General features: G+C 76.5%; 1 protein-coding gene. It reads right to left on the bottom strand.

All coding sequences use genetic code 11. From position 1 onward, the window contains the following. Positions 1-757: GAF domain-containing protein (locus QOL99_RS17310; protein WP_285525650.1), on the bottom strand; the 757-nt coding region annotated here is incomplete at both ends.

Here is a 757-nt window from a genome sequence, read left to right as displayed (position 1 = left end):
GCCCGCGCCGCGCCCCAGCACGACCGGCCCCAGCGGGGGCACGTGGCGCTCGGGTCCGGTCGAGCGCAGGGTGTCGGTGGCCTCGTCGTGGCGCAGCAGCAGGGCGTGACGTGCCCGCAGCAGGTCCTGCGCCGCGCAGGTCAGGTGGTCTTCCAGGGGAGTGCCGCTGGGGGCCGCGCCCAGCGAGGAGTGCAGCTCGACCAGCCGGGTCAGCTCGTTCCAGCGCTCCTGCAGGTGCAGCAGAGCGGCGATCTGCTGGGCAAAGAGCGCCGCGTCCTCGGCGGCCCGTGGTCCGAAGTCCTCTGCGGGCGACAGCGCGTCGAGGTTGAGGTGCGCGACGACCTCGCCCTCGAGCACCACCGGGAGGCAGAGGCTGGCCCGCACCTCCTGGCGGCGGCCCACGTCGCTCAGCAGCCGGGCCTCGGGCGAGGCGAGTTCGGCGTCCGACTCGGCGTAGGCCCGCGCGAGCGCCTCGCCGCTGACCACGCGGGGCTCCCCGGCCCGCCACGCGGCGAGGGAAGCGCCATACCAGCGCTGCTGCGCTTCCTCGCCCAGGGTCAGGCCCAGCAGGGCGGCGCCGTAGCCATGCGCGGCGACCACCCGGAAGCCCCGGCCTTCCCGGATGTCCAGGGTGCCGCACCCCGCCCCGTCCACGGCGGCCACGGCGAGCGCGAGCATCTGGCCCCAGTCCTCGTCGGTCAGGGTGCGGCGGCCCGCGAGCAGCGCCACGGTGGTGCGCAGGCCCTGCCACACCGAG

This window comes from Deinococcus rhizophilus (genome assembly GCF_030271215.1).
Lineage (GTDB): Bacteria > Deinococcota > Deinococci > Deinococcales > Deinococcaceae > Deinococcus > Deinococcus rhizophilus.
Note: the sequence above shows the minus strand (reverse complement) of the source record. Positions and strands in the feature narration are given on the sequence as shown.